Here is a 25,637-nt window from a genome sequence, read left to right as displayed (position 1 = left end):
AAAGTCGATAAATCGTTTGTCGATATATCACTCTGAGAGTGCCCACACAGATTGCTTGATAATTTGTTAAAGAGCATTCCAACAGATAACTGTTAGAGGCTGCCGCGTCTTATCGCGAGTCAGTGGAAGCGAATTATAGGGACTGGATTTATTTGTGCAAGTGCAAATAACCGATAATTTGCAACTTTAAGCACAACCGCTCAGTTTTTAATCCGAACCCCATTATTTGGTCTATAAATTGTGCTTAACAGTATTATTTTTGCTGTTGTTGCAGGTAACGAGGCACATCAGCAATGGAATCAAGTACAACTGTTGCCAGTTGTTCACTCGCTTCGTCTATCGCTTTACCTGTACGCACCAGAATACATGTTGTCACACCCGCCGCTAACGCAGCACGCATGTCGTCAGCTTTATCACCAACCATCACACTCTGCTCCATATCGATTTTGAGAAAGCGTTGTGCGCTGACTAACATGCCCGGCTTGGGTTTACGACAATCACAATCCTGCTTATATTCACCGATACCTTCTTCTGGGTGATGTGGACAATAGTAGATACCATCAAAGTCGACACCTTTATCAGCGAAGTTCCAATCCATCCATTCAGTTAGATGCTCAAATTCATCTTCGCTATAGTAGCCGCGTGCAATACCAGCTTGATTAGTTACCACTACTAATAGGTAGCCTTGCTGCTTTAACTCACGACAAGCATCGAATACGCCTTCAATATATTCGAACTCATCAACCGTATGTACATAACCAGAGTCGACGTTGATGACACCGTCTCGATCCAAAAACACCGCTTTTTTCACGCTGTATCTCCCAAATTTATCTGTGGGCATTATAGGTAGTTGCCAATAAAATGCAGCCACTATCCGCCATAAAAGAAGTGATTTATCGAAACTTTTTTAGTTGGTTTCATGCTGAATTAATCAACCTATGTTTATCAAACTTTATTTATGGCAAATGACGGGGTAACCTAGGCGCATTGAACAGATCCTCAATAACACACCATATCCTGCTTGTTCAGTTCAGAACCTAGGTTTAGCGATATACACGTGCGAGTATGTTCGATCCACATCGAATATTAGTTAGCCGCGACGTCTAGCGTCGACAATGAGAGTATTTTTATATGCAGTACGCCACGATTACTGGCTGGGGTAAATGTGTTCCGCCCGCTACTTTAACTAACGACGATTTAGCTACCTTTATGGAAACCTCTGACGAGTGGATTAAACCTCGCACAGGGATTAGCCAACGTCACATTAGCCACGTTGATACCTCTGAACTTGCCTCTGTGGCAGCTAAGCGCGCCTTAGCTGCTGCGGGCTTAGAAGGCAGTGATATCGACATGATCATTCTGGCAACTGCCACTCCAGATACCTTGATTCCGAATATCGCCTCCACCGTTCAAGCGAACATTGGGGCGAACTGTGCAGCATTTGATATCAACGCCGCATGTAGTGGTTTTTTATATGCTCTGAGTTTGGCGACTGGCCAAATCAGAAGTGGTTCAGCGCGCAAAGTATTGGTGATCGGTGCTGAACGCTTGAGCTTTTTCATTGATTGGTCACGTCGAGAAACAGCAGTACTGTTTGGTGATGGAGCAGGCGCAGTGGTCGTTGAAGCCACAGATAAAGTTGAAGGCGTGCTGAGTTATGAACTCAACAACGACCCAGAAGGCCGTGAGATCCTTAAAGCCAGCTTCGGCTCTGGAATGGATCGCTACTCCGCCGACTCATTGGATTTCTTTATCCAATTTGATGGCCGCGAAATCTTCAAACGTGCGATTCAAGGCATGGCCAATCTTAGTGCCAAAGTGTTAGAAAACTGCGATATGGATAAAGATCAAGTTGACTTAGTGATCCCACACCAAGCCAACGAGCGCATTATCGATACGCTAGTACACAAGATGAAGATCGACCCAACAAAAGCTTTTGTGAACATTGCCAACTATGGCAACACTTCTGCGGCGACAATTCCAATTGCTATCTGTGATGCTCTGGAACAAGACCTGATTAAGCCAGGCCAGCATATCCTGTCATGTGCTTTCGGCGCTGGGTTAACGAGTGCGGCGATATTATTGAAATGGGGTGAACGTATCACCCCAATTAATGAGAGTGATGCCGAGCTGCCACCTTGTGATCAAACTGGGCTTGAGCTGATCAAACGCGCGGTAGATTACTTCTATCGTCACCAGAATAGCTAACCTGAGTGGCGAAAACTAAAGCGTCCAAAAAGGACGCTTTTTTTGACTAAAACCAAAATAGATAGTCATCTAGTGGCTGGCGTGACCAGTGGCTGAAGGACGTTTGTGCCAAGAATAGTTCACCACAAGCGGTGGCATCGATGAGCGCATTATGCGCGGCATAGGCGGGTAAACGGTAGCGACGTCGACAAGCATGTAAGCGTAAGCTGCCTTGCTCAATCACGTGACGATCCCGCATCAAACGACGCTGTTCTATCTGCAAAGTGTCAATCACGGGTAAATGAAGCGGCCGCTGATACACCTGTTGACTGAGTTTCGACAAAAACGCGATATCCAACATACCGTGATGAAAAATCATCAATTTGCCGTAAGTCATTTGCAGTAACCAAATTAGCATTTCTTGTTGCGTCAGCGTTGTTTCCTGCAATTGCCGGTCGACAATGCCGTGGATCGCCGCACTCTGCCCTACACTGCCAGCAATATTGACTAAGCGATGTTGCGCTTTTCCCAATAATAAGCGGCCGTGTTCGATAGGGATCAAACCGACAGAGATTATCTGATCTTGCTGCGCATTTAACCCGGTCATTTCTAAGTCAACAGCAACTAATGGGATATGTTCCAATGATGGTTGTTGCAGTAATAGCTGCAGCGCCGACAAGTAGTCAGCTAAACCATCATCCGCGCGCCACAGTTGATACTGCAAACGCCAGCGATTCCACCAGCCTGCCATCAAAAGCTCCGCATAAATTTAAGCCGCAACGCGGATTGACTATCGTGTACCACTTTAAATGCATCCCGCAGTTGATGCCGCATCAACGACGACAGCGCTTGTGGTTTAAGAAAGTTTGTCAGCGGTTGTTGTTGTTCGAACTGCTCTCCTTGGTTAGCTAAGCGCATGTGCGCAATAAACTCCAAGGCATCGGCTAAATTAAGCCCGTCTTTACGGTTCAGCACACCCGCATCAATACAACGCTTGATGCGCTTGGCGGTATTCACTTCCGATATACCCGCCGATAACGCGTATACACGCGCAATATCGTTAATTAAAGCACTACCACGGTGCTTTAAGTCGATACCTTTGACTTCGCTACCATCACGTTCCAATACAAATTTGCGAAAGAAGCCTAACGGAGGTGATTCCGTTAACGCATTGCCAGTTAATGCAGCGAGAAAGATATCGTTATCTTTCGTTCGCTTTAATACGGATTGCTGCAGGCTCTCAAACAAACTACTTGGGCCACATACCGCACGCATATCGAAAAAGATGCTCGCGTGCATCAAAGCTTTAGGGGCTGGACTCTCGACCCAGTCGAAGAACTTTTGCTGCCAAGCATCGTGAGACAACATCCATGTGGGATTTTGCGCCATAATGTTACCGGGGCAAAACATATAACCACATTCGTTTAAGCCACTGCACACTCCGGCGGCCAGCGCTTGAAAATAGTCTCGAGCTTGCTCGTCTGGCTCCTGCGCTAACAGCAAGCCATTATCTTGATCTGAACATGCGACTTGATCTTGCCGACCTTGCGAGCCAAACGCTAACCAACAAAATGCCATCGGCGGCTCACCAAGTATCGCCTGGTGTAACATGATAAGTTTACGGGTCAACGCATCCGTCACACTGGTGAGGATCCGCCCAATCTCTTCCGCTCGCGCATCGGCACTGATGAGGTTCTGTAACAGTTGTGGAATTTGTCGGCTCACGGTAATCAAATCGGGTAACTGCTGCTGTCGTTCAATTTCGCGAATCAGCAATAATGGTTGCGATGACTGACTTCTAATAATGTCGGTGGACGTCACCATGCCGATGGGCAGACCATTCTCAAGCACGGGGAGATGGTGAATGTTGTGCTCACTCATCAACAACATTGCCTCAAACACTAGCGCTTTAGCGTCAATAGACACCGGCATTTGGGTCATGGCTTGTTTAACGGTAACCTCACCAGTCAAACCTTCTGCCAGTACTCGATTGCGTAAATCACGGTCAGTCAGAATGCCAACTAGCTTGCCGTTATCCAGCACTAATGCTGACGACACATGTTGATTGCGCATCTGCCCAGCCGCGTGGGTCACTGTGTCGTGGCTGGCAACACTGAGCAACTCAGCCGAAATCAAGCTGGAAATACGATTGGTGGTGACCGAATCACGGTTTTTGAAACGGCGTTCATGACGTAAGCGTTTAGCGTAGGCGCGATTAAAAAAGCGATCGAAGTGACGATGTTGTAACCGCAGTCGATCAAATTCGGCAGGCGGCAGATGGTAAACCAAGCCATCTTCGAGAATAAGCACTTGGTTGCTGGCCCCCTCTCCCGACAATAATGAAGGAAAGCCAAAGTAGTCCCCCTCGCCTAAGCGATCGACCAACTCACCATCAGCGTCACGTACTTCGAAAGCGCCACTGCGAACGATATAAAGCATGGGGTTATTTTCATCAAGCGGTACCGCCACCGAAGCTTTGCTGTAATAGCCAATGGATAAGGTGCGACAACACTGCTCTAAGGTATCTAGCGGTAGCTCATTAAATGGCACCAACTGCTCGAGAAAACTGCGAATGGGTAACAGTTCAGATTCATCCATAGCCGTTATCGTTAGCTTTATTATCAGTCGCTTAATAATGGCTGCTGAACCATAAACCAACCACTTGTCTTTGGTCTAATGTCTACGGCTCAACCAAAGCAAACCGATTAAGAATTTCCCAAAATCTACCTGCCTATGTTGTTGTTCACACAATTATCACGCAATTTTTTAAGAGAATACTCAATTTAAGGGTTTCCTAATCGTAAAAGTCGCGCTAGTCTGCTCCTGTTTTTCGCATACTTTACAGCAACACCCGCGAAATTTTTCAATACCGCTAACATTATACAATCGCAGTACCGCATAACTATGGATATAACTCAGGATTTAGCTTCTCCAACGGGGGATAATACTCAAGGTGCTCGCGCTAGGCGGGCTGCCCTAGGCAGTTTTGCTGGAGCCGTCGTCGATTGGTACGACTTTTTACTTTACGGTATTACCGCTGCCTTGGTATTCAATAGCCAATTTTTTCCACAAGTTAGCCCCACCATGGGCACATTAGCGGCCTTTGCTACATTTGGTGTTGGCTTTCTGTTTCGGCCCCTTGGGGGCGTTATTTTTGGGCATTTTGGTGATCGTCTCGGCCGTAAACGCATGTTAATGCTAACCGTTTGGCTGATGGGAATATCCACCGCGTGCATCGGACTGCTCCCCTCATTTGCCACGATTGGATGGTGGGCGCCGGCGTTGTTGGTGACACTTCGTGCAATCCAAGGTTTTGCCGTAGGCGGTGAATGGGGCGGCGCGGCGCTACTTGCGGTAGAAAATGCGCCCAAGCATAAGAAAGCCTTTTACAGTAGTGGCGTGCAAGTGGGTTATGGTGTGGGGTTACTGCTATCCACTGGGCTCGTGTCACTCATTAGCCATTTCACCACTGAGCAGCAATTTCTGCAGTGGGGCTGGCGAATCCCCTTTCTATTAAGTGTGTTGCTAGTGATTGCCGCATGGTATATCCGCCGTGGCATGGATGAATCGGTAGAGTTTGCGCAAGTGCAAGCGTTATCCGAGCACACAACGCAGCCAAAGACACTACCGGTATTGGAAGCGTTGTGTCGTCATCCAGCGGCATTTCTACAAATTATCGGCTTACGGCTGTGTGAGCTACTGACGATGTATATCGTCACCACGTTTGCCCTAAACTATTCAACCCATAATCTTGGTCTATCACGCGAGCTATTTCTTAATATCGGATTATGTGTCGGCGCAATGAGTTGTCTTTCTATCCCCTGTTTTGCGTTGCTGGCAGATAAGTACGGTTGCAAGCGCATTTACATTACAGGCGCGCTCATTGGCGCATTAAGTGCTTTACCATTCTTTATGGCGCTTGAAGCGCGTTCGGTCGTGGGCATTATTACCTGCTCGTTACTGCTGGCCAATCTGGCGCATGATATGGTGGTGTGCGTACAACAGCCGGTATTTACGGAACTGTTTGGCGCAAGTTATCGCTATAGCGGCGCAGGAGTGGGTTATCAAGTGGCGAGTGTTATTGGCGGCGGCTTTACTCCATTTATCGCCACCGCATTAGTCACGGTATCAAATGGCAGCTGGCATAGCGTGGCAGCCTATCTGATGGGCGGTTGCTTGCTATCCGCTATTGTGGCTGCGACCATGAAACTCCACACCGTTACCAGCAAACCATCTCATATCAATGAAGACAGTTCAGCTGAACTAGCCACTTTGCCAACGCAGCTCGAAAAAGCCTGATTAAGATCGCAAGCAAAAAGAAAGGCGCATTTAGCGCCTTTCTGCTTTTTACGTTGTGATTAGTGACCCGAAGCTTCACCCGCACCTTTAGGGAAACGGATAGATTCGACCATCTCTTGCACTTCAGCAGGTACCTCGGCTGTCATCTTACTGACCACTATGGCAACCACAAAGTTGATGATCATCCCCACCATGCCAATCCCTTCTGGCGAAATACCAAACAACCAGTTATCAGGTACGTTCGCTGCTGGATTAACGAACTTGAAGTAGACAATGTAAGCCGCAGTGAAACCGAGACCTAGCACCATCCCCGCAATTGCCCCTTCCTTATTCATACGCTTAGAGAAGATGCCCATCACGATAGCTGGGAACAAGGACGAAGCCGCTAAACCGAAGGCGAATGCCACCACCGCCGCCACAAAGCCTGGAGGATTAATACCGAAGTAACCGGCAATGACAATCCCTACAGCAGCCGCTGTTCGCGCAAACATCAGCTCTTTCTTATCGGAAATATCCGGCATGAAATTCTTCTTCAGCAAGTCATGTGACACCGACGTTGAGATAACCAGCAGCAGCCCTGCGGATGTTGATAACGCTGCTGCCAAGCCCCCTGCCGCTACCAAAGCGATAACCCAAGCTGGCAAACTTGCAATTTCAGGTGTAGCTAACACCATAATGTCACGGTCAATACTCATCTCATTTGCTGATGCATCATCCAAAGTTCCTTTGGCGTAATACATCAAGCCATCACCATTTTTGTCATTCCACTTTATCAGACCAGTACGTTCCCAGTTTTTAATCCAATCGGGAGCGGCTTCATGCGCTACGCCTTTGCCGTCGACACCGTTGATGGTCTCGATCATGTTGACCCGAGAAAACACAGAAACCGCAGGTACAGTGGTATACAACGCAGCAATAAACACTAGCGCCCAACCCGCACTAGTACGTGCGTCTTTCACGCGAGGCACGGTAAAGAAACGCACGATCACGTGTGGTAAACCCGCAGTCCCCACCATCAGCGCAGCAGTAATTGCAAACACGTCGATGGTACTCTTATTGCCTTCGGTATATTCACTAAACCCAAGCTGGGTGGATAGTCCATCGAGCTTTTCAAGCAGATAGACCCCAGTATCATTACCCGCAGCATCGACCACGGTTGAACCGAAGCCAATTTGCGGGATGACATGACCAGTCATCATTACCGAGATAAAGATTGCCGGCACCATAAAGGCGAAGATCAGTACGCAGTATTGGGCCACCTGGGTATAGGTAATCCCTTTCATACCGCCGAGCACGGCATAGAAGAACACTACAGCCATACCGATGTACACACCAGTATTCACTTCAACCTCAAGAAAGCGCGAGAACACCACCCCAACGCCACGCATCTGCCCAGCAATATAAGTAAAGCAGATGAAAATGGCACATATCACCGCCACAACACGCGCAGTTTGCGAGTAGTAACGTTCACCAATAAAATCTGGCACGGTGAACTTGCCAAACTTACGCAAGTAAGGAGCCATACAGAGCGCTAACAATACATAACCGCCAGTCCAGCCCATCAAGTACACGCTGCCGTCATAGCCAACGAACGAGATGATCCCGGCCATAGAGATAAAGGACGCAGCTGACATCCAGTCAGCAGCAGTCGCCATACCATTCATTACTGGAGGTACACCACCACCAGCGACGTAGAAATCTTTAGTCGAGCCGGCACGAGACCAGATCGCAATACCGATGTAGAGCGCGAACGACAGCCCTACGATCAGAAAGGTTAATGCTTGAACGCTCATGTCGATGTCCCCTTAGTCTTCGTGTACGTTATATTTTTTATCTAAGGCGTTCGCTTTATATGCGTAGATAAAAATCAGCGCGACGAACACATAAATAGAGCCCTGCTGAGCAAACCAAAAACCCAGTTTAAAACCCATGAAATGTATTTCGTTTAAAGCGTCGGCAAACACGATGCCACAGCCATAGGACACGGCGAACCAGACTGCCAAAAGTCCTAACACTAGACGCAGGTTTTCGCGCCAGTAACTCAGTGCCTTCTCGTTGCTATCAAAGCCCATAATGACTTCCCCTTTTTACAATTAAGTCACATTTAATCTAGCAATAGCGAAGTGGGTCACAATCGCGACCTTAGTCTATGAAAAAGTTTACGTAAACGTAAGATTTTGTCATTTGTCATATTAATTAGTTAGTTAACGTTTAAGTAATACAATAGGGTCAAGAAAGGCGCTTGATGGAAATTAGACCAATGTCGATAGAAATTTATTGAAAAAGATACAAAAAAGCCGGTGATGTCACCGACTTTGCGCTGCTATTTATCCGTTAAGGTAATTCAGCTAGATAAACGACTAACTTTGCTAAACCTTGTGCATCTTTCGGTTTATTCACAATTAGATACTTACCCTTGACCAACAATGATGGCACGCCAGTAATACCTGACAACTGGGTTTGCGAATCATAATTTGCCAAGGCTAGTGAGATATCCGCTGATGCCAGTGTTTTTTCGATATCCGCTTTGGCTAACCCTTGCTGAGTAAAAAAACTTACCAGATCTTCGTCATGCTGAAACGGCAGATGTTGCTCGTGAATTCGCTGAAAAATTTCGCTATGAACCTGATTCACCACTTTAAACTTGTTGGCAATGAAATAGGCTTTTTGGCTCATGATCCACTGTGTTCGGCCAGCGCCAACAGGAGTGCGCTCAAAAGCCACTTTACCTTTAAGTAACTCAGCTGTAGCGTTAATTTGCGGATCTTGATGGTAACAATGTGGACAGTTATAAGAGAAAAACTCACGAACCACGGGGCCTTCAGCTTCCGGTATACCACTGACTACTTTGTAGTCTCTTCCCTCTTGGTACTCTCCCGCTTGGGATTGGGAGACTGCAGCGGCCTGTACTTGAGCAAACGCGGTGCTTAGCAGCAATATCGATAAGGTGGTGGTAATGAGTCGTTTCAACAACATGTAATTAGTACCTCTTCATGTATGTGGGAAAGGGAGAAAACTGACGACACTAATTCAGCAACGCTTTAGCGTCACGGTATTGATAACTGAAGTCAAGTTCAGAGCAGATAAGATCGCCGACAACTACTTTGCCGTCGCCTTGATTTGATGCGAGAAACTGCGGTGGTGGCAGTCCTAAAGAAGCTGCTGCTTGAGTGTAAAATTGATCTCTACGCACATGTGCTGGAGATACTAAGTTGTAGGTAGTGCTGCGCTGTTGGCTGTGCAAAATTTTCCGTACCGCCGTGATGCAGTCCTCTAAATGCACCAAATTCACCAGATTATCGCCGTTGGGCAAATCAGTTTTTCCCGCTAAAAAGCGACCTGGATTCCGCCCTGCGCCGACAAGTCCGGCAAACCTTACCGTGGTCACGGCTAAGTTATCGTGACGCAAAGACTGCATCAGTTGCTCCGCTTGTTGCAGCACCCAACTTGAGCTGCCGGGTTCAGCAGCAGCTAAATCCGCTTCTGTTAGCCAACCTTGCGTCTGTGGATAGGCCCCCGTACTGCTAATGTAGACCAATTTTTTAAGTTGACTCTGTTTGATCGGCTCTAGCAGCAGCTTGAGTTTATCTAAGTAGTCATTCTCGCCACGCCGCAATCCGGGCGGAATGTTCACTACCAAGGCGGACACATCGGCCAAAATACTGTGCAACTGCGCGGTGGCATCCTCATGCCCTAAATTTAATAACACGGCGTCGATACCCGCATCGCGCAACTGCTGTAATCCTTCCTCAGTTGTTTTTGTACCAATCACATCAGTACCGCTGGCAATTAAGGCTTTCGCTAAAGGAAACCCAAACCAACCGCAACCAATTACCGCAACTCGTTTCATTCACGCTACCCTTATTCGCTGTGCGTTCTGGGAATTGACCTTGAGTATTTAACTGGCACGCCAAGCAAACTATCTGCCTATGCTCGATGTCCCAACGGGCACAACAATTATCGATGATGGAAGGGCTCGGTTTTGCAGAGCGATATAATGTTGCCACTCAACAATACTGCCTGACGCCATTCCGGCATTGTTAAACACTCCCCGTACAGGTCAAATCTTCCCTAACAAATATAAAAACTTATGCCATCCTCAGCCTGCAGCGTCTTACTCGCACCGTGGCTAAGATCTGATGGCTTAATGGCGGCCTCAACCACCACATCCTCATCCATTAAAAAACGATATTCCGCATCGGCACCGTCAACAGTGCACGACCACACCTGTGGCTTAGTGGTTTCACTGGTGGTTAACATCACTTTGGCCACTGCACCATCACTCAACTGTACAATGGTTCCGGGAGGATAGATCTCCAACACTTTGACCAAGGTTTGGATTAACGTCTGTTGATGCATCCCCGCACGGTTTTTAAACAAGTGCCCCAGTGCGATTTGCGGTGAGATAATATCGTCACGCCAAAGCTGACTATCAAAATCATTAGCCAATGAAACCAACTGAATTGGCAACGCAATCTTATCGCCTTTCAAACCATCGGGATAACCTGAACCATCAAAAAATTCATGGTGATGCAGCACAATATTCAAGACGTCATCGCTAAACATGCCGCTTTTTTTTAGCAGGTCATAGCCAAAATTGGGATGCATGGCGAGAAAGTTCTTTTCCGACGCCGACAAGCCGCTGCGCTTAGTACGAATATCTTCCGGCACCCGCATTTTACCGACGTCATGCAATATGGCCCCGGTCGCAATTGCGCGTAGCAGCGTTTTTTCTAAGTCAAGATGATGCCCCATCACTAGCGCCAACGTGGCCACTGAAATACCGTGCTGTGTAATACTGGTGCGGTTTTCTCCCGAACTCACTAACGCCAAGCGCGGTTGCTCTGAGGCATAAAGCTGCTCGAGCATCATTTCGACTAATAGCGCGGCTTCACGTACCGCGCCCTCAGGGTCACTGACCAACTTACCCATCAAGGTTCGGCTTTGATTCATGGCATCGATAAATTGATTCTGGCTATGACGTAATGCCTTACGCGCTTGCCTGAGCGCTGCTTGTTGCGGCGAAGCCGTTTTTGATGGTGTAGGCACCACATCAACCTCTGGTTCGCTATCTTCAAGCAATTCTGCACCAGAAACGACATAGACATAGGGCACACCGAGATTTTTGATCATCTCTATCTGTGCCTCTGAATCAAGCGCCACTCTGTTAAATAAGAACGGATGTTCCGTCCAAGAAAGTGGCAGTTTTACTTTCAGTCCAACCTGCAACTTGTTAACCGGCAGTCGTAAGTATTTGGATTTAGCCAATCATGCCCCCAACATTGGCGACATTCGAACAGGACGTTCGAACTCTATGGATAATCCAAAATATAGTTCATTGATATGAAAGTGAAAGTCGAAAACGATTAGAAATAAACGCTTAACCGATGCTAACGATATCTACTCATGCACCTGCCAATCTCGCACATAGAGTCGCAAATGTCTTGAAGCCTGCACATATAACGCCGACCAAAACAGCAGTAAGCCGTCTAATGCCATCGACCATTCAAACATAAAGCCATTATGTTTAAGTCGAAACCACAGCAACACGGCGTCCACCAGCAACAAACCGCACAGCATCGGTCGCAGCTTTGAAAATAGTGGCTGTAGCCACGATGGGTCACGTCGGCGCTCACAGGTCACCAAGAACAACAGGAATACCGCCCCGACGCCAGCAGCCAATGACACCATGAAATCGATACGTTCAGGGAAAAATAGGCGGACTAAGCTAGCGCGGTCGTTGCCGTCACTTAATGACATAGCAAAGATGCACCAACCGCGAGCAAGAAATAACAACAGCAAATAGAGCAGTAATGGCGGGCGCACATGCCCTTTATCATCTAGCCAGCGAACATCTTCAAAGCTATACATAACTGCGTTTCATTCGGAAACAGGAACCTATTAAATGGGCATCATCGGCATCATTTTCAACTGAATAATACCCACTAAATCCCCCTATCACGCCAGAATTGAGATTAATTCGGCTTCATCTATCACGCGGATGCCCAGCTCAGTAGCTTTAGCCAGCTTAGAACCAGCGGCTTCGCCAGCCACCACGCAATCGGTATTCTTCGATACGCTGCCCGCAACTTTCGCACCGAGCGCTTCCAATTTCGCTTTGGCTTCGGTGCGTCCTAACGAAGTTAAGCTACCGGTTAACACCCAAGTTTGCCCTTTAAGCGGCTGTTCGTCTGCTGATGGCAACTCGATAGCAGGCCAGTTCACTCCAGCGTCGATCAGCTGGGCGATGACTTCAAGGTTATGGGTTTGTTCAAAGAAGTGCTTAACATGCTGCGCTACCACAGTGCCCACATCTTCCACTTCAATCAGTTGCTCAACGCTGGCGTTTTGTAACTGTTCCAGTGTTTTAAAGTGGTTTGCTAAATTCGCTGCCGTCGCCTCCCCCACTTCTCGAATGCCTAGAGCGTAGAGAAACTTAGGTAACGTGGTCGTTTTTGCCGCCTGCAGTGCGGCAACCAGATTATTGGCTGATTTCAGCCCCATACGTTCTAATGTTGTCAGTGTGGAAGCGCTAAGCCGGAACAGATCGGCAGGGCTTTTGATCAGCTCGCGATCCACCAACTGTTCGACAATTTTGTCACCTAACCCATCAACATCTAACGCTTTACGAGAAGCAAAATGCTTGATCGCCTCTTTGCGTTGCGCAGCACAGAACAACCCACCGGTACAACGTGCGACGGCTTCGCCTTCAACACGCTCAACCAAGGAACTACAGACTGGGCAGCTGCTCGGGAACACAATATCGCTGGCGTCTTCTGGGCGCTTCTCTGCCACTATCGCCACAATTTGTGGGATAACATCGCCAGCACGCCGTACAATCACGGTGTCACCCACTTTAACGCCCAAGCGGTCAATCTCATCGGCGTTATGCAAAGTAGCGTTGGATACGGTTACACCACCAACAAACACCGGTTTTAAACGCGCGACGGGAGTCACAGCACCAGTACGGCCCACTTGGAAGTCAACGCCTTCCAATACGGTCAACTCTTCCTGTGCTGGGAACTTATAAGCTGTCGCCCAGCGCGGTGCTCGCGCGACAAATCCCAACTGCTGCTGAGCAGCAATTGCATTGACTTTAAACACCACACCATCAATATCAAATGCTAAGCTCGGACGCTTTTCGAGAATATCTTGGTAATACTGCTGCACGCCGGCCAAATCGTCCGCTAACTTAGTTTCACTGCTGACTGGTAAACCCCAGGTTTTGAGCTGTTGCAGCTGACCATAATGGCTATCGGCCATGGCAAATGATTCCGGTTCAACAACGCCAAGCGCGTATGCATAAAATGCCAGAGAACGTGATGCGGTAATTTTGCTATCTAGCTGACGCAAACTGCCCGCTGCCGCGTTACGCGGGTTAACAAACACTTTTTCATTGCGCGCGCGAGCACGCTCATTTAACGCTTCGAACGCGGCACGCGGCATAAACACTTCACCGCGAACCTCGAGCAACGGCGGATAGCCTTCACCACGCAGTTTTAACGGGATCGAGCGAATAGTGCGGACGTTCTCAGTAATGTTCTCTCCCACTGCACCATCACCGCGTGTGGCCGCGCGCTCAAGCATGCCGTCGCGATACACTAAACTCACCGCTAAGCCATCCAACTTAGGTTCACAACAGTACTGCACTTGCCCTGCTCGTTCGGTCACACGGCGATGAAACGCAGTAAACTCCTCTTCGCTGAAGACGTTATCCAAACTCAGCATTGACCGTAAGTGTTCAACTTGCTCGAACTTAGCTAACGCGGCACCACCAACGCGCAATGTAGGTGAATCTGGGCGTTGCAGATGCGGGTGCTCAGTTTCTAATGCTTTGAGCTGCTGCATCAAACGATCGTATTCAGCATCAGGAATGGTCGGATTGTCATCAACGTAGTAGCGGATGTTGTGTTCGTTGATCTGTTGCGTGAGTGCGTCTAGCTGTTGTTCTACGGTTGCCATATCTCTATCCGATAAATAAAAGGCCGCTGTTGCGGCCTTAAGCTATGTGGAGAAGCCTGAAATTAGGCGTTTGCTCGAATGCGCTCTAAATAAGCCGCTTTGCTCTCGTTACTCCAGATGTTGCGTTCGCCATCTAGCAGTAGTGCATCGAGATCATCAGCCAATTGTTGGGCCGAATTGAGCATGTTGGAGAAGTTAAACAAGGCATCGCCGTAACATGGCAGTGTCATAAACAGCACGATCCCTTGCGTGGTAAATTGTTCCATGTTGTCTGGGTCAAATACCCCAGGCTTAACCATGTTAGCCAGTGAAAATAACACTTTACCGTGTCCGGCATTGTCCTCATGACGGTGAAAAATCTGCATTTCGCCATATTTGAAGTTAAGCGCTAATAAGGCTGGCAATAGCTCAGCACCATTCAGTTGTTGCCCTGAACGAGCCACTACATGCAGCGCCAAAACATCGCGTGGCGCAGGTAGCGGTTCATCATCTGCAACCTCTTCCACCACGTCTTCCGGCGTTTCTTCGGCCAAACCAAGCTCTAGTTGTGGTTCTTCTTCCGCCACGGCTTCCTCTTCAATGCTCAGCTGAGGTTCATGACGATTAGCTTTGGGCGCACGAGTAGCGTTATGTTCACTAGATAATTCAAACGCAACGTCTTCTGGCATTTCTTCTGCAGTGTCAAACGGATCTGGATCGGCATCAGCAGGTTCAGCGACCATTTTAGGGCGCTTGGTAGTTTTCAGTTTTGGTGGACGGTCATCAGCGGTCATTTTGCGCACGCGCACTTCACCAATACCATCGGCATCAAAGCCTTCGCGATCACGGTTTTGACTGGCCTCGCGGTTGCGACCTGTCAGTGGTGAATCTTTAAGTCCCTTAGGCTGTTGTTTGCGGATAGACCAAAAGCCGTGAACAAGTACTGCAATAATGGCCACGGCACTCAACACGATTAAAACTGGCTGTAAATCTTCCATTGCTAACCTGTAATTCCTGTAATTATCCGGCATCTGCCATTGCGACGGCTTGTTCAATATTCACCGCCACAATCCGCGAAACACCCGGTTCATGCATGGTCACACCAATCAATTGATCGGCCATTTCCATAGTAATTTTGTTATGACTAATATAGATAAACTGAACGCTACTGGACATCTCTTGCAGTAATCGACAAAAACGATCTACGTTCGCGTCATCTAATGGCGCATCTACTTCATCCAACATACAGAATGGAGCGGGGTTTAGCCTAAAAATAGCAAACACCAATGATAAAGCGGTCAACGCCTTTTCTCCACCTGAAAGTAAGTGGATAGTACTGTTCTTTTTACCCGGTGGCCGCGCCATGATGGTCACACCTGTGTCTAACAGGTCATCATCGGTTAACGCTAAGTAGGCACTTCCACCGCCAAATACTTTAGGAAACAGCTCGCCAAGCCCCTGATTGACTTGTTCATACGTCGCTTTAAAACGACTGCGAGTTTCCCGGTCGATACGACGAATCGCTTCTTCCAAGCTGGTCAGCGCTTGCGTTAAATCATGATCTTGCTCATCAAGATAAGTTTTACGCTGCTTCTGCTGCTCATATTCGTCAATAGCCGCGAGGTTAATAGCACCTAATCGGCTGATATTATTACGGATACCTTCTAAATCTCGCTGCCGTTGTTCAACGGTCACGTCGGCCGTAATTTGTTGCGCGACTTCATCAACGCGCAACTGTTGCTCTGTGAGCAACTGCAACTGGGTTTCAGCCTGACCTTTTAAACCTTCGCGACGTAACTTTAACGTGCTGATCGACTGAGTCAAGTGCTCAGCCTCGCCAAGCTGTTGTTTTTGCTTGATTGCTATCGCATCGTATTGATTTTGTAAATCCGCTTGCTTGGCACGCGTTTGTTCAAGTTGCTGTTGTTGCGCCGTTTGGGTAGCGAGTAACTGCTGTAACTTTAGCTGTAATTCGGCCACTTGCTGCGGCGCATTATCGGTAAAGTTAACGGGCACCAACTGCTGCAGTTGCACGGTAAGCGCCTGATGTTGCGCATTAAGTTGTGTTACTTGCTGCTGCGCCAACGCGTGCGCGGTATGCACCTCATTTGCTTGGCGCGCCAGTTCACGGCTTTTACGCTCAGCGTCACTTAGCTGCCCTCTAAAAGTTTGCCGTTGTTGCTGCGCCGTTTGCAATTGCGCTTCAAGCCGTTGCGCATGTTGTTGTTGCTCATACAGCTCATCGTCTCCAGCAAACTGCGCTTCAATTAACGCCTCTAGCGCCATTTCAACATCAGTTATCCGCGCTTGAGTGGCGGAAATCTCCGCTTGTAATTGCTGACGCTGCTGCTGGGCATCGGTAACGCGCCGTTCCGCGGCTGTTAGCTCAACAGCTGTTTTTGATTGCTGTATTTGCGCTTGCTGCATCGCAGCCTGTAAACGCTTGAGCTGTTCAGTCAGCTCACGACTTTGCGATTGTGTCTGTTGCCACGTTTGCTGGCTTTGCAGCAACAAGGCTTCAGCGCTGGGCAGAGCGTGCTCAATTTCCGCCAGCTCGGCGTTCATCTGTACCAACGAATCACCACTGGCCGTATTGGCAGTGAGTTGAATTCCCTGCCCCAACAGCCGACCACTTTGGCACAAGATTAATTGCTGAGGTGTTAGCTCAGCCAACAATGACTGCGCCGCCTGTTCATCTGCGGCAAACTGCCAATGCGCCAACCAAGGGGCAAAGTTGGCTGGCACAGCAATTGGCCCCCATTGCTGAGTAGATGTCGCTACAAAGCCCGACTGCTGGCTATTAGCATCAGCGAGCCATGCTTGCTGTAATAGAGGTTTTAACCAATGTTCTACCGCCGCTTCCCAACCGGGGGCAATCGTCACTTTCTGCCACAGTTGCGGTAGGTCAGCAGCCTGCTCGGTCTGCTGCGCCGCAAGCCAATTGGCCAGCAACTGCTGGCGCTGCTGTAATTGACTAACTTGCTGCTTGGCCTCATCGCATTGATGACGTTGTGCCTGCTCGTCGGTTTGTACCTGCTGTAACTCGGCGTCAGCTTGCTCTAGCTGTTCAGTAACAGTGGCTAAACTCTGCTGCACTTGCTGCAGTTGCTGCTGCAGCGCATTCACTTCACTATCAGACTGTTCGCTCGATGCGGCCAGTTGTTGCTGCAACCGCTGTAGTTGCTGCTGCTCGCGCCCCAACTGCTGTTTGAAATGCTGCTCTTTAGTGGAAGCTAACTCTTGGCGATGTTTCGCTTCGCTGGCCACAGTACGTGCTCGCCGCACTTGCTCCGCCAACTGCTCCAGTTGTTCATCCAGCGTTTGCTGCTGCAACGTCAACTCGCTGTATATCTCTTCCGCTTGCTCAGCCAACGGTGAAAGCTCGGCCTGCCGCTCCGCCAAGCGAGTGAGCTGCGCGGAAGCAGTTTGCTGTTGTGTTTCGTTATCCGTTAATTGTTGCTGTAGCCGTGCCTGCTCTTTGGCTAATTGCTGATCACGCTCTTGCAAAAAGCTAATTTGCTGCTCGACCTTGGCTATCTCGGTATTGCTTTGATAGAACTGCGCCACTTGGCGGCTTTCGAGATCTTCAACGTCATCTTGCTGCAATTTTAGCTCAGTCAGTTGCAGTGCCAATTGCTCCGCCTGCGCCTGTACTTGGGCTAGCAAGGTGTCCAAGCGGCTAATTTCAGCACTTTCTGCTTCTGCTAACTGTTGCAGCTCGAGGTAACGCATCACTAGCAACTGTGCGTGCAACTGGCGCTCTTGCTGTTTAAGCTCGCGATAGCGGCGCGCAGCATTGGCTTGGGTGGTGAGTTTGTCTAGCTGTTTGCCTAATTCGGCGCGGATATCCCCTAACCGATCGAGATTATCACGGGTATGGCGGATGCGGTTTTCGGTATCGCGGCGGCGCTCTTTGTAGCGCGAAATACCCGCAGCTTCCTCAATGAACACTCTCAGCTCTTGCGGCTTGCACTCAATCAGCCGCGAGATGGTGCCCTGCCCGATAATGGCATAACTCCGAGGCCCCAAACCGGTACCCATAAAAATATCGGTAATATCTTTTTTGCGGCACTTTTGGCCGTTGAGAAAATAGCTATTATCGCCATCTCGCAACACCTGCCGTTTTAGCGCAATCTCGTTATAGTTGGCATACTGACCACCAATACGGCCTTCGCTGTTATCAAAGACTAATTCGACACTGGCGACCGATACGGGCTTACGGCCATGGGAACCGTTAAAAATCACATCGGCCCAAGAATCACCGCGTAGATTTTTAGCCGAGCTTTCACCTAATACCCAGCGCACGGCATCAATCACATTCGATTTACCGCAACCGTTCGGGCCGATAATAGCGGTGAGAGAATTTAGAAAAGGAATTTTGGTGGCATCGACAAATGACTTAAATCCAGCAAGTTTTATCTGTTTTAGTCTCATGGGTTGCCGAAGTGCCGCTTAGAGGAAATTACTTGATATTAACGCTAATCAAAGCCTGTTAGCGCCGATTTTTATTTGCAAATCACTTTAACAAAGCATCTGTATTTTGTAACCTTTTTTTAGTTTAACTGGGCGTTTTTTGCTTGTTTTCGCACGCTTGGTTACTCAAAATCGGTAGATATCACCATGTTGTATGGAAAGGATAAATTATGAACGTGTCAGCTCCCCCCGCCAAAAGCGGCATTCAGTATTTTATGGATGGATTTAGTTTGATTAAACAACCAGGGCTACGACGCTTTGTAGTGGTGCCATTGCTATGCAATTTGGTGCTGTTTGCTGGGGCGCTAATGTTGGCAATTAACTACCTTTCACAGTTGATGCAATCGGTTGATGCCTCAGTGCCCAGCTGGTTGGATTGGATCAGTTTTCTGCTCTGGCCACTGCTGATTATTGCGATTCTGATTGTGTTCTCATTTATCTTTAGCGCCATCATGAACTGGATAGCCGCCCCATTTAATGGCTTGTTAGCCGAAAAGGTAGAGCAGTTACTCACCGGCAAACCACTCTATACTGGTGGCGCGATGGACGCGGTCAAAGATCTACCCCGTGTGTTTGGCCGCGAGTGGCAGAAACTCAAATACTACCTGCCACGGGCGCTGCTGGTATTGATCCTGTTTTTTATTCCGGTGGTCGGGCAAACGGTGTTTCCAGTGGTGTGGTTTATCTTCAGCGCATGGATGATGGCGATTCAATACTGCGACTATCCATTTGATAACCACAAAGTCACTTTCGCCGACATGAAGCAGGCGTTATTACGCACACGTGGCAGCAGCATGAGTTTTGGCGTGGCCGTCACGCTGTTCTCTATGGTGCCGATTGTGAACTTTATCGTGATGCCAGTAGCGATTTGTGGTGCCACGGCGATGTGGGTTGATAAATATCGTGAAGTCTACCGCAATAACCGCATCGCGCCGGAATAACACACGTTAAGTACAACAACGCTCACTATTAGTGGGCGTTTTTTTTACGCTTTGGCAACAGATAACGCTCAGCAAACTGCTCCGCATTCATCGGCTTACCTAACAGATAACCTTGGAAGCGACGACAACCGTGTTTAAGTAAGAACTGCAGTTGCTCGCGCGTTTCTACTCCTTCTGCAATCGCCTCAATATTCATCGACTCGCAAATGGCGAGCATCGCCTGCACAATGGCAGCATCGCTTTCATCACTGAGAATATCGCGCACAAATGATTGATCAATTTTCAGTTGGTCAACGGGCAACTGTTTCAGGTACGCCAGTGATGAATATCCGGTACCAAAGTCATCTAGCGAGAATTGTATGCCCGCCGCTTTGAGTCGCAGAATTTTCTCTCTTGCGGCGTGAACATCCTGCAAAATAGCGCTCTCGGTTAACTCGATTTTGAGCCGATACGGGTCGGCGCCTGTGACCGATAGGGTCATCAACAACTCCGAGACAAAATTCACATGGGTAAACTGTTTGGCACTGACATTGATCGCTATATGGATATCGTGCGGTAGTTGCAGCATCTGCCACTGAACTAACTGAGCGCATGCGGCCTTGATGACCCACGCGCCGATCGACTCAATCAAACCGCTATCTTCAGCCACGGGAATAAACTCTGATGGTGGTACCGCACTGCCATCCTCTTTCGTCCAGCGTAGTAAGGCTTCAGCGCCAATTAATTTGCCATGCGCATCCACCTGCGGTTGATAGAACAAATGAAACTGCTGCAAGGCTTCGGCGCGTTTTAACGCCCCTTCAATAACATTACGATGAGCCAACTCCTGTTGAATGCTGGCATCAAAAAACTTAATGCCATCCCGTCCAGCATCTTTGGCTTTATACAATGCCATATCGACATGTGTTAACAGCGTATCAATGGACGTTTGCGCCCCCAGGAACAAGGCTCCGCCAATACTAACGGTGCAGCTGTAGTCTTTCAGTTCACTCGCTAAGCGGTACGGCCGTATGATGCGATATTTGATCTCTCGCGCCATGTCCATCGCCCGTTGCTGCGCGAGTGTCGGATCTTTACCGAGCTGACCAAGTAGCACGATGAACTCATCGCCACCGAGGCGCGATACCGTATCGTTCGGACCTATTACCCCGCGAATGCGTTTAGCAACTTCGACCAGTAACTTATCGCCCATACCATGGCCGAAGGTGTCGTTAAGGTTTTTGAAGTTATCTAAATCGGCCATCAATATCGCGCCATACTGACCACTGTTGCTGCTCGCGCTGAGCTCTTGTCGAAATTGCTCCATTAACATGCGCCGATTAGGCAGTTCAGTTAGCGGATCGTAATATGCAAGTTGACGGATCTGCTCTTCAGCTTGTTTACGCTCGGTTACATCACGCACCACGGCGACAAAAACCGCTTGGTATTTCATCATCCAACTATTCATCGATAGTTCGACCCGCCGCTCTGAACCATCTTTGCATAGCGCTGCTAGCTCAATCACGCTCTTAGTAAATGGTAGTTCCTTACCGCGCAGAACCTGCTCCATACCCTGTTGATGTTTTGCCCGTTGCGCATGTGGCACCAGCGTTGAAATCGAACGACCAAGGATCTCCTGCTCTTTATAACCAAAAATGGCTTCCGCACCGCGGTTCCAAAAGGTGATACGGCCTGTTTGATCGGTTTGAATCACCCCTTCTTGCGCAGTAGTGACTAAGGTGCGGTAGCGCATCTCGCTCTCTTTTAGCGCGTTATCCTTGGTATTAAGATGTTCCACCATTTGATTAAAGGCGCGGCTGATGGGCTCAAATTCGCCGGGCAGCGCTTCCAGCACCAATGTATCGGCGGTGACGCCATGCTCCATGCGTCGAATGGCATCATTAAGCATATTGAGCGGTTTAATCACATTGCGCTGGCTTAGATATAACAACAGCCATGCGAGAATACAGCCCGCAATCGCCAGCCACACAAATTGGCTGACGAAAAATTCCTCTAGGCGTTGACGCAGCATATCGGCAGGCAGCTTAATACTGACGATGCCCATCAAATCCCCGAGCTTATAGTCATAGCCGTTGGTGTAATGTTCACGAATAAAGGCTGGCGCATCTGCTTGAGCCCCATGGCACTCTAAGCAGCTTGCTTCGGCACGAATGGGCTGTGCATACAGGTAATAAGGTTGTCCGGCGCTATTATCAAATGACAAAAAACGCTGTCGCTGCTCAGGATGTTGGCGAAAGGATTGGATGGCTGACAGCTCAACCGCATCGGCTTGGTGAGCACTGTTCCGCGGATTATCGGACACATTATCGAAAGAAAAACCAGCGTCCTCCCAATGGCCGATCTCAGCTGAGATTTTACTGAGCGCATGTGCCGGTAGAAAACCTAGTGTTTGCTCATTTACCGCCAGACCACTGGCAACAAATTGCTGCTGATAGACACTGCGGGTTGCCATTAATACCGACTGCAGCCGTTTGGCAGAGTCTAATAATTCATGTTCGGCTTGCTGTTTGATGGTGTGATACATAAAAATTTGCATCACAACAAAACCACCAACAAACACCGAAAATACGGTAAGCAACAACTTTGTTCTCAGCGACATTGGTCCGTCCTTGTCGACCACTTCCGTCTTACCCGCCCCCACAATGGACATGAGGAAAGTTACCACTAACATTCAAGCAACTGCTGTTTTTTTGATTAGTGTTTGAACGCCAAAGTATCCTAAAAAACGTGCATTTTCATTAATAATTCTCACAATATTTAAGCAAGGTGTGACGCGTCTGCGCGACACGCTGAATGGTAAGCAGCAGTTGAGCGCAGATATCAGCAACAGTGGGCATGTTAGAGCGTGACCAAGTTAGCTCATGCAGTAATACGGGGCGTTTCTCATCCCCGTTCGTTGTAGGTAGGCAAACCTATTCATCTGCGGCTAACAGTTTTTGCAAAGGGCTCACCATTAGCGGAAACGGGTTCTTGCATCTGAAAGCTATGTGTCCACGCAGCTTTATTCATTAAAGCAAAAGCTTAACCAGATGATGCATGCGCCAAGTTAAGGGTATTGAAAATATTAATCTTTACTTAATTTATAATGCTGCGTGTGAGTTCAGAAATAAATAGTGTAAATCTAATAACCAAATCGAATATAGAAGAACAAAGATTCACTTCTCTTCATCGCTTTGGGCATTATCCTAAAGGTGTTAATTAAAGGAGCTATTGAGCTATGAGCAAAATCTTCGATGACAACTCGTATACCATTGGTAACACACCGCTGGTTCGTTTAAATCGTGTTAGCAACGGCAATGTGCTAGCCAAAGTTGAATCCCGTAACCCAAGCTTTAGCGTTAAATGCCGTATCGGTGCCAACATGATTTGGGACGCTGAGAAGAAAGGCCTGCTCACTAAAGACAAGGAACTGATTGAGCCAACCTCTGGCAATACCGGTATTGCGCTTGCCTATGTAGCAGCCGCCCGCGGTTATAAACTTACCCTGACCATGCCAAACACTATGAGCCTTGAACGCCGTAAATTGCTAAAAGCACTTGGCGCAAACTTAGTGTTAACTGAAGGCGCTAAGGGAATGAAAGGCGCGATCGAAAAGGCAGAAGAACTTCGCCAAGCCGATCCAAGCAAATACATTATCCTGCAGCAGTTCTCTAACCCTGCTAACCCAGAAATCCACGAAAAAACTACCGGTCCAGAAATCTGGAATGACACCGATGGTAAAGTAGATGTGGTCGTGGCGGGGGTAGGTACTGGCGGTACTATCACTGGTATTAGCCGCTACATCAAGAAAACCCAAGGTAAAGCGATCACCTCTGTAGCGGTTGAGCCAGCCGAATCACCTGTGATTGCTCAAACTTTGGCAGGCCAACCAGTGCAACCTGGTCCACACAAAATCCAAGGTATTGGCGCTGGCTTTATCCCTGGCAACTTAGATTTGGAATTGATCGACCGCGTAGAACCTGTGACCAGCGATGACGCAATTGCAATGGCACATCGTTTGATGAAAGAAGAAGGTATCTTAGTGGGTATCTCTTCAGGTGCCGCCGTTGTAGCAGCTAACCGCATTGCTGAACTGCCAGAGTTTGCTGGTAAGCAAGTCGTGGTTATTCTGCCATCTGCCGCAGAACGCTACCTGACTTCTCCACTGTTCGTCGGTCAATTCGGCGATATGGAAAACGTGCAATAAGCAGTGAGTTGATTTGCTGACAAAAAACCCGCGCTACTCAATAAGTAATGCGGGTTTTTTAATGGCTAACGTTTGGCTACAGTTTACGCGCCAACATAGTGGCGAATCTGAGCTTGATACGATTCCCCTGCTCGTCCAGTTTATGCAGCTCACCGACGTTTTCATTGTATTTCACAATATCCCAACCAGCATAATAGTTGAGTAATTCGTTCTCTTTGAAACAGAAAGGAAAGCCGACTGTACAGGGGTAATCGGCGCTGTCCATAGCCGACACAATTAAGTTCAACCCACCCACTTTAGTATGTTGCTGCATCTGGCTAATTAAATTTGGCACCGTTGCTGGCGGTAAAAACATCATGACAACGGTTGAGAGCATAAAATCATAGTCGCCTTCAATAACGAGGCTAGACAAATCTTGCTCCGCAGCGGCAATGTTACTGAGTTGCTCCGCGTCGATAATGCGGTTGAGATTGGCGATGCTCAAACTATTACGGTCATAACCCTGTACATCAAACCCTTTAAGGTTCAAATACAAGCTATTACGGCCGTTACCACACCCCAAATCCAACGCTTTGCCACCCTGTAAATACGGCATGGCTGCAATCACTTCAGAATGAGTGCGTGTCAATTGATGCTTGTAGGCATAGTAATCTTCAGTACTGCACCATTGCGTCAGTTGTAGTTGTGCATCGGCCGATGGCACAACATCGCTAAGTTCCGCTAACGCTAGCGGTGTTTGTTGGCTGGCGACGGTGAGTCTTTGCGGTTTACCCGCGACAGTCGCATCAATGTATCCCGCACTGATCTCAAATGTTAGCCAACTTGCTGCAGTCGTCAGGGCGAGATCAATCAGTTTTGCAGGTAACTCAGTGGCAGAAACCCTAGTGGTGAGATAAGGAACTAACGATGCTTGGGACATGGCAACCTCAAAATAGAATGGCATAACAACGACAAAGCCAGTCACGAAGACTGGCTTTGTACTACGCGAATGAATCAGCTTAGCTTATTCGCTTTGTTGTTCAGCTTCCAATACTTTGCCGGAACCGATCTCAATTTTGCGAGGTTTCATCGCTTCTGGAATTTCTCGCACTAAATCGATATTCAGCAAACCATTTTCTAAATGGGCACCAGCAACAGTGACGTAATCAGCCAACTGGAATGTCCGTTCAAAGCCGCGTTCGGCAATGCCTTGATACAGATATTGACGCTCTGTTTGCTGCTCGGCTTTAGTGCCTTTTACCAGCAGTTTTTCCCCTTCACTGGTGATTTCCAACTCATCCATAGCAAACCCTGCTACAGCCATAGTGATACGGTATTGGTTGTCACCTAACAGTTCAATGTTATATGGGGGATAGCCAGCATTACCATTGTTGGCGGCAGCGTTTTCTGCCATACGAGCCAGACGATCAAAACCAATGGCGCTGCGGTAAAGTGGGGTTAAATCATAGTTACGCATAATTCATATCCTCGTAAGCAATATGTTCAAAATAACGGGCCGATAGTTCGCGCCCTGACTGTTCACGACCGCCCAATGGCACGGTCTTTTGGGTTTGTCGTAGCGCTCTTCGCTGCCGACAATGAATAAATGGGGTGGCTCAAAACCTTTTCAA

The 25,637-nt window shown here is 48.3% G+C and carries 19 protein-coding genes; 4 read left to right on the top strand and 15 right to left on the bottom strand.

Annotated features, from left to right (window positions below):
* Positions 1–253 precede the first annotated feature (253 nt).
* The gene (gene gmhB, locus ACN0TT_RS14365) at positions 254–841 is read right to left on the bottom strand and encodes a D-glycero-beta-D-manno-heptose 1,7-bisphosphate 7-phosphatase (RefSeq protein WP_417762839.1); all 588 of its coding nucleotides are present in this window, start codon (positions 839–841) and stop codon (positions 254–256) included.
* 290 nt (positions 842–1,131) lie between these two features.
* Between gmhB and ACN0TT_RS14360 the strand changes: the two genes are divergently transcribed.
* A complete protein-coding gene (locus tag ACN0TT_RS14360; protein WP_417762838.1) occupies positions 1,132–2,208 on the top strand; it encodes a ketoacyl-ACP synthase III in 1,077 nt (358 codons plus the stop codon).
* Between the two features lie 46 nt (positions 2,209–2,254).
* On the opposite strand, the gene ACN0TT_RS14355 is transcribed toward ACN0TT_RS14360, so the two are convergent.
* The gene (locus ACN0TT_RS14355; protein ID WP_417762837.1) at positions 2,255–2,938 is read right to left on the bottom strand and encodes an exonuclease domain-containing protein; all 684 of its coding nucleotides are present in this window, start codon (positions 2,936–2,938) and stop codon (positions 2,255–2,257) included.
* Positions 2,938–4,785, bottom strand: a complete 1,848-nt coding sequence (locus ACN0TT_RS14350; RefSeq protein WP_417762836.1) for a DUF294 nucleotidyltransferase-like domain-containing protein — start codon at positions 4,783–4,785, stop codon at positions 2,938–2,940. Before ACN0TT_RS14350 ends, ACN0TT_RS14355 begins: the two co-directional genes overlap by 1 nt.
* 306 nt (positions 4,786–5,091) lie before the next feature.
* On the opposite strand from ACN0TT_RS14350, the gene shiA reads away from it, so the two are divergent.
* Complete coding sequence (shiA, locus tag ACN0TT_RS14345) at positions 5,092–6,486, top strand: shikimate transporter (RefSeq protein WP_417762835.1); 1,395 nt, start codon at positions 5,092–5,094, stop codon at positions 6,484–6,486.
* Positions 6,487–6,545: 59 nt separating this feature from the next.
* On the opposite strand, the gene ACN0TT_RS14340 is transcribed toward shiA, so the two are convergent.
* From ACN0TT_RS14340 to ACN0TT_RS14300, 9 genes are all read right to left on the bottom strand, one after another.
* Positions 6,546–8,279, bottom strand: a complete 1,734-nt coding sequence (locus tag ACN0TT_RS14340) for a sodium:solute symporter family protein (RefSeq protein ID WP_417762834.1) — start codon at positions 8,277–8,279, stop codon at positions 6,546–6,548.
* 12 nt (positions 8,280–8,291) lie between these two features.
* Complete coding sequence (locus tag ACN0TT_RS14335; protein WP_417762833.1) at positions 8,292–8,558, bottom strand: DUF4212 domain-containing protein; 267 nt, start codon at positions 8,556–8,558, stop codon at positions 8,292–8,294.
* Positions 8,559–8,820: 262 nt separating this feature from the next.
* Positions 8,821–9,462: a thiol:disulfide interchange protein DsbA/DsbL gene (locus ACN0TT_RS14330; protein ID WP_417762832.1), complete on the bottom strand. Its 642-nt coding sequence runs from the start codon at positions 9,460–9,462 to the stop codon at positions 8,821–8,823.
* A gap of 49 nt (positions 9,463–9,511) precedes the next feature.
* Positions 9,512–10,336 (bottom strand): NAD(P)H-binding protein, encoded by an 825-nt coding sequence (locus tag ACN0TT_RS14325; RefSeq protein ID WP_417762831.1) that lies wholly within the window; start codon positions 10,334–10,336, stop codon positions 9,512–9,514.
* 221 nt (positions 10,337–10,557) lie between these two features.
* Positions 10,558–11,754 carry an HD-GYP domain-containing protein gene (locus tag ACN0TT_RS14320; RefSeq protein ID WP_417762830.1) on the bottom strand — a complete coding sequence of 399 codons (1,197 nt, stop codon included), beginning with the start codon at positions 11,752–11,754 and terminating at the stop codon, positions 10,558–10,560.
* Between the two features lie 132 nt (positions 11,755–11,886).
* Positions 11,887–12,357, bottom strand: coding sequence for a DUF2919 domain-containing protein (locus ACN0TT_RS14315; RefSeq protein ID WP_417762829.1), 471 nt, complete (start codon positions 12,355–12,357; stop codon positions 11,887–11,889).
* A gap of 87 nt (positions 12,358–12,444) precedes the next feature.
* Positions 12,445–14,448: an NAD-dependent DNA ligase LigA gene (gene ligA / locus ACN0TT_RS14310; RefSeq protein WP_417762828.1), complete on the bottom strand. Its 2,004-nt coding sequence runs from the start codon at positions 14,446–14,448 to the stop codon at positions 12,445–12,447.
* A gap of 62 nt (positions 14,449–14,510) precedes the next feature.
* Positions 14,511–15,425 (bottom strand): cell division protein ZipA, encoded by a 915-nt coding sequence (gene zipA, locus ACN0TT_RS14305; protein ID WP_417762827.1) that lies wholly within the window; start codon positions 15,423–15,425, stop codon positions 14,511–14,513.
* Between the two features lie 22 nt (positions 15,426–15,447).
* Positions 15,448–18,861 carry an AAA family ATPase gene (locus ACN0TT_RS14300; RefSeq protein WP_417762826.1) on the bottom strand — a complete coding sequence of 1,138 codons (3,414 nt, stop codon included), beginning with the start codon at positions 18,859–18,861 and terminating at the stop codon, positions 15,448–15,450.
* Positions 18,862–19,070: 209 nt separating this feature from the next.
* Between ACN0TT_RS14300 and cysZ the strand changes: the two genes are divergently transcribed.
* The gene (gene cysZ, locus ACN0TT_RS14295; RefSeq protein ID WP_417762825.1) at positions 19,071–19,841 is read left to right on the top strand and encodes a sulfate transporter CysZ; all 771 of its coding nucleotides are present in this window, start codon (positions 19,071–19,073) and stop codon (positions 19,839–19,841) included.
* Positions 19,842–19,869: 28 nt separating this feature from the next.
* On the opposite strand, the gene ACN0TT_RS14290 is transcribed toward cysZ, so the two are convergent.
* Positions 19,870–22,440 (bottom strand): EAL domain-containing protein, encoded by a 2,571-nt coding sequence (locus ACN0TT_RS14290; protein ID WP_417762824.1) that lies wholly within the window; start codon positions 22,438–22,440, stop codon positions 19,870–19,872.
* A gap of 618 nt (positions 22,441–23,058) precedes the next feature.
* Between ACN0TT_RS14290 and cysK the strand changes: the two genes are divergently transcribed.
* Entirely contained in the window at positions 23,059–24,027 is a 969-nt protein-coding gene (cysK, locus tag ACN0TT_RS14285) for a cysteine synthase A (protein ID WP_417762823.1), read from the top strand.
* 76 nt (positions 24,028–24,103) lie between these two features.
* On the opposite strand, the gene tehB is transcribed toward cysK, so the two are convergent.
* Both tehB and ACN0TT_RS14275 read right to left on the bottom strand, forming a co-directional pair.
* Entirely contained in the window at positions 24,104–24,946 is an 843-nt protein-coding gene (tehB, locus tag ACN0TT_RS14280; RefSeq protein WP_417762822.1) for a tellurite resistance methyltransferase TehB, read from the bottom strand.
* An 84-nt stretch (positions 24,947–25,030) separates the two neighbouring features.
* On the bottom strand, positions 25,031–25,483 hold the full coding sequence (locus ACN0TT_RS14275) for an Hsp20 family protein (RefSeq protein WP_417762821.1): 453 nt from the start codon (positions 25,481–25,483) through the stop codon (positions 25,031–25,033).
* Between the last annotated feature and the right edge of the window lie 154 nt (positions 25,484–25,637).

The organism is Shewanella sp. (genome assembly GCF_048265805.1).
Classification (GTDB): Bacteria; Pseudomonadota; Gammaproteobacteria; order Enterobacterales; family Shewanellaceae; genus Shewanella.
This window is presented reverse-complemented; position numbering and strand designations above follow the sequence as displayed.